The following is an 862-nucleotide window of genomic DNA, read 5'->3' on the forward strand; positions in this document are numbered from 1 at the left end:
GTGCTGGGCCGCCCGGTGTTCTTCATCGACGAAGATCCCAAGGCCGACCAGCTCGCCGAAGACACGCTGTCGGAAATCGCGCGCGACGCCGGCTTCGACGAGATCGCCTTCCAGTACGAGCCCATCGCCGCCGCGTTCGACTACGAGGCCGGCATCAGCGGTGAAGAACTTGTGCTGGTGGCGGACATTGGCGGCGGTACGTCGGACTTCTCGCTGGTGCGCCTGTCGCCCGACCGCGCGAAACGCCCCGACCGCCGCGAGGACATCCTCGCCAACGGCGGCGTTCACATTGGTGGCACCGATTTCGACCGCGCCTTGAGCCTAGCCACCGTGATGCCGCTACTTGGCCTGAACAGCACGCTGCGCAACGGCAAGGCGATGCCGTCCGGCCAGTATTTCGACCTGGCGAGCTGGCACACCATCAACCACGTGTACACGCGCAAGGCGTGGGCGGTGGTGATGGACAATTACCGAGATGTCGCCGACACCGAAAAACTCGACCGCCTAATCCGCCTGATCCGCGAGCGCGCCGGCCACTGGCTGGCCATCCAGGTGGAAGACGCGAAGATCGCGCTGTCGGACGCCCCGGTGGCGGAGATCGACCTGCACCGCATCGCGCCCGAGTTGAAGCAGCCCGTCACGCGCGAGGACTTCGACCAGTCGATTGGGAAGCTGGTCGGCAAGACGGTCTCGACGGTGCAGGCGATGCTGAAGACGGCGGGCGTCGCAGCGGAAACAGTCGATACCATTCTCTTCGCCGGCGGCTCCAGCGGGGTGCCGTTGCTGCGCGAGCAACTGGCGCAAGTGCTGCCGTCGGCGCGGCGCGTCGAAGGTGACCTGTTCGGCGGGATCGGTTCTGGCC

General features: G+C 66.4%; 1 protein-coding gene. It reads left to right on the plus strand.

Going from position 1 to position 862, the window contains the following annotated elements; all coding sequences use genetic code 11:
- On the plus strand, positions 1–862 hold an 862-nt coding region (locus JHD73_RS27885), incomplete at both ends, for an Hsp70 family protein (RefSeq protein WP_199033357.1).

The sequence above is a fragment of the Ralstonia sp. ASV6 genome (assembly GCF_016429285.1).
GTDB lineage: Bacteria > Pseudomonadota > Gammaproteobacteria > Burkholderiales > Burkholderiaceae > Ralstonia > Ralstonia flaminis.